This is a genomic window from Pseudomonas haemolytica (assembly GCF_009659625.1).
Lineage (GTDB): Bacteria > Pseudomonadota > Gammaproteobacteria > Pseudomonadales > Pseudomonadaceae > Aquipseudomonas > Aquipseudomonas haemolytica.
Genome location: NZ_VOIW01000004.1, coordinates 632,124 through 639,786, shown reverse-complemented (window position 1 = coordinate 639,786; position 7,663 = coordinate 632,124). Strand labels below are relative to the sequence as shown.

The following is a 7,663-nucleotide window of genomic DNA, read 5'->3' as shown; positions in this document are numbered from 1 at the left end:
CGGTCACTGTACCAACGGTGTCGCCGGCCTTGATGGTAATGGACGAGCCGTTATCCAATTTCAAGGTGACGTCAGTACCGGCCTTGTTGCTCAAGGTCGCGGTGTAGGTGATCTGTCCACCTTCGTTAACAGCGCTTGGCGCAGTCAGCGTGACAGTCGTTGTGTTATCGGTGCCCGGTGTGTCGGTAACGGTGGTGTTCACCGCCGTAGTGCCCGGTACCAGGTTTTCGAAATGCTCGCCGCCGGTCACGCCTTTGATAGCGGTGGTGACGGTTTGATCGCCTTTGTACACATCATCCGGTGCCACAACCGAAACAGTCCCGCTCGATTGATTCACACCAATGGTGATGGTCTGGCCGTTATCCAAAGTGACCGTCAGCGGATTGGTGATGTTAGTCACCGGTGCACCGTTTTTATCCACAAGGCTGGCGGTGTAGACGATATTGCCGCCTTCACCGACGGTGGTGGTGGCGGTCAGAACTACATCAACCTTGTCGATGGTGTCGTTGATAGTGGTGGTCGCACCGTTGCCTGCGACTTCCAGTTTTTCGAAGTTGCCGCCAGCGGTTTCGGTGATCTGGACCGTTTGGGTGCTCTTGTCGATGAACACATCATCGGTAGGCGCCGGAACAGTCACGGTGCCGACAGTATCGCCCGCCTTGATGGTGATGCTCGAACCGTTGTCGAGTTTCAGCGTTACGTCAGTGCCCGCTTTATTGGAAAGCGTAGCGGTGTAAGTGATCTGGCCACCTTCATTAACGGCGCTTGGCGCAGTCAACGTAACGGTAGTGGTGTTGTCGGTGCCGGGAGTATCGGTGACGGTGGTGTTCACCGCCGTAGTGCCCGGTACCAGGTTTTCGAAATGCTCGCCGCCGGTCACGCCTTTGATGGCGGTGGTGACAGTTTGGTCGCCTTTGTACACGTCATCTGGAGCTACGGTGGTAACGCTACCGCTGGACTCGTTCACACCAATGGTGATGGTCTTGCCGTTGTCCAGGGTGACGGTCAGCGGGTTGGTGATGTTAGTCACCGGCGCACCGTTTTTATCCACAAGGCTGGCGGTGTAGACGATATTGCCGCCTTCGCCGACGGTGGTGGTCGCGGTCAGCACCACATCGACTTTGTCGATGGTGTCGTTGATCGTCGTAGTAGCGCCGTTGCCTGCGACTTCCAGTTTTTCGAAGTTGCCGCCAGAAGCGTCAGTGATCTTGACGGTCTGGGTGCTCTTGTCGATGAACACGTCATCGCCAGGTGCTGCAACCGTCACTGTACCCACGGTTTCGCCAGCCTTGATGGTGATCGACGAGCCGTTATCCAACTTCAGCGTTACGTCAGTGCCCGCTTTATTGGAAAGCGTAGCGGTGTAGGTGATCTGACCACCTTCGTTAACAGCGCTTGGCGCGGTCAGCGTGACAGTTGTCGTGTTATCGGTGCCCGGTGTGTCAGTAACGGTGGTGTTAACCGCCGTAGTGCCTGGCACCAGGTTTTCAAAGTGCTCGCCGCCGGTCACGCCTTTGATGGCGGTGGTGACGGTTTGATCGCCTTTGTACACATCATCCGGTGCCACAACCGAAACAGTCCCGCTCGATTGATTCACACCAATGGTGATGGTCTGGCCGTTATCCAAAGTGACCGTCAGCGGATTGGTGATGTTAGTCACCGGTGCACCGTTTTTATCCACAAGGCTGGCGGTGTAGACGATATTGCCGCCTTCACCGACGGTGGTGGTGGCGGTCAGAACTACATCAACCTTGTCGATGGTGTCGTTGATAGTGGTGGTCGCGCCATTGCCTGCAACTTCCAACTTCTCGAAGTTACCGCCAGTGGTTTCGGTGATCTGGACGGTCTGGGTGCTCTTGTCGATGAACACGTCATCGGTAGGCGCCGGAACAGTCACGGTGCCGACAGTGTCGCCGGCCTTGATGGTGATGCTTGAACCGTTATCGAGTTTCAGCGTTACGTCAGTGCCCGCTTTATTGGAAAGCGTAGCGGTGTAAGTGATCTGGCCACCTTCATTAACGGCGCTTGGCGCAGTCAACGTAACGGTAGTGGTGTTGTCGGTGCCGGGAGTATCGGTGACGGTGGTGTTCACCGCCGTAGTGCCTGGCACCAGGTTTTCGAAATGCTCGCCGCCGGTCACGCCTTTGATGGCGGTGGTGACAGTTTGGTCGCCTTTGTACACGTCATCTGGAGCTACGGTGGTAACGCTACCGCTGGACTCGTTCACACCGATAGTGATGGTCTTGCCGTTGTCCAGGGTGACGGTCAGCGGGTTGGTGATGTTAGTCACCGGTGCACCGTTTTTATCCACAAGGCTGGCGGTGTAGACGATATTGCCGCCTTCGCCGACAGTTGTTGTGGCGGTCAGGACTACATCGACCTTGTCGATGGTGTCGTTGATCGTGGTGGTAGCGCCGTTGCCCGCAACTTCCAGTTTTTCGAAGTTGCCGCCAGAAGCGTCAGTGATTTTGACGGTCTGGGTGCTCTTATCGATGAACACGTCATCGGTAGGTGCAGGGACGGTCACAGTGCCAACGGTATCGCCAGCCTTGATGGTAATGGACGAGCCGTTATCCAATTTCAACGTAACGTCAGTACCGGCCTTGTTGCTTAAGGTCGCGGTGTAGGTGATCTGACCACCTTCGTTCGCCTCGGACGGAGCCGTCAGCGTCACGGTAGTGGTGTTATCGGTACCCGGTGTGTCGGTAACGGTGGTGTTAACCGACGTGGTGCCCGGCACTAGGTTCTCGAAGTGCTCGCCGCCAGTCACACCCGTGATAGCGGTGGTGACGGTCTGGTCGCCTTTGTACACATCATCTGGTGCCACAACCGTAACGGTGCCGCTCGACTGATTCACACCAATGGTGATGGTCTGGCCGTTATCCAGAGTGACCGTCAGCGGGTTAGTGATGTTAGTCACCGGCGCGCCGTTTTTATCCACAAGGCTGGCGGTGTAGACGATATTGCCGCCTTCACCGACAGTGGTGGTTGCGGTCAGGACCACATCGACCTTGTCGATGGTGTCGTTGATCGTGGTGGTAGCACCGTTGCCTGCGACTTCCAATTTCTCGAAGTTGCCGCCGGTGGTTTCGGTGATCTGGACGGTCTGCGTGCTCTTATCGATGAACACGTCATCGGTAGGCGCAGGGACAGTCACGGTGCCAACGGTATCGCCCGCCTTGATGGTAATGGACGAGCCGTTATCCAATTTCAACGTAACGTCAGTACCGGCCTTGTTGCTCAAGGTCGCGGTGTAGGTGATCTGGCCACCTTCGTTCGCCTCGGACGGAGCGGTCAGGGTCACGGTAGTGGTGTTATCGGTACCCGGTGTGTCGGTAACGGTGGTGTTAACCGGCGTAGTACCCGGTACCAGGTTCTCGAAGTGCTCACCGCCAGTCACACCCGTAATAGCGGTGGTGACGGTTTGATCGCCTTTGTACACATCATCTGGTGCCACAACCGAAACAGTGCCGCTCGATTGATTCACACCAATGGTGATGGTCTGGCCGTTATCCAGAGTGACGGTCAGCGGGTTAGTGATGTTAGTCACCGGCGCGCCGTTTTTATCCACAAGGCTGGCGGTGTAAACGATGTTGCCGCCTTCGCCCACGGTAGTAGTGGCGGTCAGTACCACATCAACCTTGTCAATGGTGTCGTTGATCGTGGTGGTCGCACCATTGCCCGCAACTTCCAATTTCTCGAAGTTGCCGCCAGTGGTCTCGGTGATCTGGACGGTCTGCGTGCTCTTGTCGATGAACACATCATCGGTAGGTGCAGGGACGGTCACTGTGCCGACGGTATCGCCAGCTTTGATGGTAATGGAAGAGCCGTTATCCAACTTCAGCGTTACGTCGGTGCCCGCTTTGTTAGAGAGCGTAGCGGTGTAAGTGATCTGCCCGCCTTCATTAACGGCACTTGGCGCAGTCAGCGTCACGGTGGTGGTGTCGATCGAATCGGTGATCGTGGTAACCGCCGGTGTCGTACTCGGCACCAGGCTTTCAAAATTGCCGCCGGTCGCGCCGGTGATGGTGGTGCTGACGGTGCTGCCGTTGACGTAGACGTCGTTGGGCGGCGTGTCCACAACCACGCTGCCGACGGACTCGCCTGCCTTGATAGTGATCACCGAGCCATTGCTCAAGGTGACGGTAACCGGCGTTTGCGCCGGGTTGGTCAAGGTGGCGGTGTAGGTGATCTGGCCGCCTTCGGTCACAGTCGGGCCTGCCGTCAGGGTGACGGTGGTGGTATCGACCGAATCAGTGATGGTGGTGACCGCCGGTGTCGTGCTCGGCACCAGGCTCTCAAAGTTGCCACCCGTAGCGCCGGTAATGGTGGTGCTGACAGTCGAACCGTTGTTGTAGACGTCGTTGGCCGGCGTCTCCACGACCACTGTGCCCGCCGACTCTCCGGCCTTGATGGTGATCACCGAGCCATTGCTCAAGGTGACGGTCACCGGAGTTTGCGCCGGGTTGGTCAAGGTAGCGGTGTAGGTAATCTGGCCGCCTTCGGTTACGTTGCCATCGGCAGTCAGGGTAACGGTGGTGGTGTCGATCGAATCAGTAATGGTGGTGACCGCAGGCGTTGTGCTCGGTACCAGGTTCTCAAAGTTACCGCCGTTTGCACCGGTGATGGTGGTGCTGACAGTCGAACCATTGTTGTAGACGTCGTTAGCCGGTGTATCGACCACAACGGTGCCCGTCGACTCGCCCGCCTTGATGGTGATCACCGAGCCATTGCTCAAGGTGACGGTCACCGGCGTCTGCGCCGGATTGGTCAAGGTGGCGGTGTAGGTAATCTGCCCGCCTTCGGTCACGGTCTCGCCAGCGGTCAGTGTGACGGTGGTGGTGTCGACCGAATCAGTAATGGTGGTGACCGCAGGCGTGGTGCTCGGCACCAGGTTCTCGAAGTTACCGCCGGATGCGCCGGTAATGGTGGTGCTGACGGTAGAACCATTGTTGTAGACGTCGTTAGCCGGAGTATCGACAACAACGGTGCCCGTCGATTCGCCCGCCTTGATGGTAATCACCGAGCCATTGCTCAAGGTGACGGTCACCGGCGTCTGTGCCGGGTTGGTCAAGGTGGCGGTGTAGGTGATCTGGCCGCCTTCAGTCACCGTATCGCCCGCGGTCAGCGTGACGGTGGTGGTGTCGATGGTATCGGTGATCTGCGTCACGGCCGGATTAGGGTCGATGGTCAGCACCAGATTGCCGCCGCCGGTGGTACCGGTAACGCTGACGCTGATCTGGCTCGGGTCGATGTAGGGGCTGTCGTTAGGGGCCAGGGGCACGTTGACGGTGCCGGTCAACTGGCCGGACGGGATGGTAATCACCGCGCCATTGGACAAGGTGACGGTCACGTCGCTGGTGGAAGGCCGGGTCACGGTAGCGGTGTAGGTCAGCACGCCGCCGGCTTCGGTGATGGTCGGAGTTGCACTCAGGGACAGGGTCGAGGGCTGCAGCGCCAAGCCTGAGTCGGCGCCAGGGGCGCCGGTCAGCGCGTTGAGTGTCGAAGTTCCCTGGCCAATGGGGCCGGTTGGGAAGCCGATGGTCGGATCAACGCGGCCAGCAGTCGCGTCCAGCACCACGAAACTGTGGCCGCCACCGGCAGCACCATTACCCGTAGCGTTTGCGCCAGCGGCGGTGGCTTCCAGGTCGGTGGTCGGGTCGGCGCCGGCGGCGATGGCTTGCTGCAGCTCTGCAACCGATGGCGCGGCTTGTTCATTCGCAGCGGCGAGGTCGAGGCTGGAGTCCGGCAAGTCAGCGCTCCACTGGGTGTCGCGGCCCAGGTCCAGGATGCGGCCGTCGGCCAACTCCAGGCTCACCGCGCCGGACATGCCCGTGTCGATCTGGTCACCCGCGAACAGGCGATCACCTTCTACGAGGACACGCCGCGTGCCTTCCGGAGAAATAACGAAAACTTGACCAACAATGCTTTTGACGATGGCAACAACACTGCTCATTAAAATTTTCTCCGGCAATCCGTTTCGATAAATTCCATTTTGCGGCGTGTGAATAGCGCTGCTAATTTGGAGGTCGTAGTCTATGAATGTCTTGACGTCAAATATTTGGCTAGATTTTTTAGTGATCTAGTTTGTGCCAAAGTATTGACCTTATGGCTGCCATCCTAAACAATCAGCACCGTAATGTCACATTGATATTTATGCGGCGAACCGTCCTACATGTGTGAAGCAGTTCCGCTTTTTTGAACTTTCCGACGTACGGTCATTACGGTAGCCATTATCCGACGCAGCGGTGCCAATCGCTGTGACTTGAGACAAGAAGTCCTGGGGATTTTTAAATGCGTCTGCACCTGTTCAAGGCAATACCGTTCGTTCTCGCCGCCAGTTTCGTACAAGCCCAGACACTGCCCCAAGCTATGCAGCAGGCCTTGGATGTACACCCGGAAATCCAGGCGGGTGTAAATAGCCGCATCGCCGCTGACTACCAATTGCGCGCTGCACAAGGTGGTTACCTGCCGCGTGTCGACCTGAACGCCGGTTACGGGCGCCAAGGTACTGACAACGCCACCACCCGAGCCAACAACCCAAGCGGCAATCACTGGGACACGCTCAACCGCGGCGAATCCAGCCTGCGCCTGCAGCAAATGATTTTTGACGGTTTCGCCACCTCCAGCGAAGTCGGGCGTCAACAAGCCAACGTTAATTCCCGTGCCTACTCTTTGCTGGGTACTTCCGAGCGTACGGCGTTGACCGTCGCCCAGGTTTACCTTGAAGTGTTGACCCGCCGTGAGTTCGTGCGCCTGGCCGAAGACAACCTGCGCAACCACGAACGCATCTACGATCAGATCAAGTTGCGCACCCAGCGTGGCGTTGGCAACGGTGCCGACCAGGACCAGGCCGAAGCGCGCCTGGCCCAGGCCCGCAACAACCTGATCACCGAGCAGACCAACCTGGCAGACGCGCAGGTCAACTACCTCAGCGCCGTCGGGCAGATGCCCGACCAGCTCGAGCGCCCGGCGCCGTTCATGGCCATGCTGCCGGCAGACCTGAATGAAGCCCGTCGCCAGATGCTCGACAACAGCCCGATCCTGCGTTCGGCCGAGTCGGATATCTCCGCCGCCGAGAAGCAGTACGAAGCCGCCAAGTCCACCTTCTACCCGCGCTTCGACGCTGAGCTGGGCACCAATGCCGACAACAACGTCTCCGGTGATCCCAACCACAGCAATGGCTGGGAAGCCATGGTGCGCATGCGCTTCAACCTGTTCGCCGGTGGCAGCAACAAGGCTGACCTGCAATCGAAGTCCTACCAGGCTAACCAAGCCCTGGACATTCGCAACAACGCCTTGCGTCAACTCAATGAAGAGCTAGGCTTGGCTTGGAACGCACTGAACAACGCCAACGCCCAATTGCCGGTCGCCCAGCAATACGTGGACCACAGTACCCGCGTACGCACGTCCTACCAGCAACAGTTCGGCCTCGGTCAACGTACCCTGTTGGATTTGCTCGACAGCGAGAATGAATTGTTCACCGCTTCCCGCCGCCTGGAAGAAATCAAGAACATTCAGTTATTTACTCAGTACCGAATCAAGGCGACCATGGGTGAATTGCTCAAGAGCCAGGGAGTGGTCGCACCGATGGCTTCCGTCGTACAGAACGACGTGAAACCTAAAGTCCAACTGCCTGGGATGAATTGAGTCACCTCAATAG

2 protein-coding genes are annotated in these 7,663 nt (G+C 58.0%); one reads left to right on the top strand and one right to left on the bottom strand.

Going from position 1 to position 7,663, the window contains the following annotated elements:
• A partial coding sequence (locus FRT59_RS16720; RefSeq protein ID WP_153871727.1) for a retention module-containing protein occupies positions 1-5,956 on the bottom strand: 5,956 nt, incomplete at its 3' end.
• 338 nt (positions 5,957-6,294) lie between these two features.
• Between FRT59_RS16720 and FRT59_RS16715 the strand changes: the two genes are divergently transcribed.
• Positions 6,295-7,650 (top strand): TolC family outer membrane protein, encoded by a 1,356-nt coding sequence (locus FRT59_RS16715; protein WP_034116721.1) that lies wholly within the window; start codon positions 6,295-6,297, stop codon positions 7,648-7,650.
• The last annotated feature ends 13 nt before the right edge of the window (positions 7,651-7,663 follow it).

Excerpts from the sequence above, each read along its gene's own strand:
- FRT59_RS16715 (WP_034116721.1), top strand. The coding sequence starts at position 6,295 with ATGCGTCTGCACCTGTTCAAGGCAATACCGTTCGTTCTCGCCGCCAGT.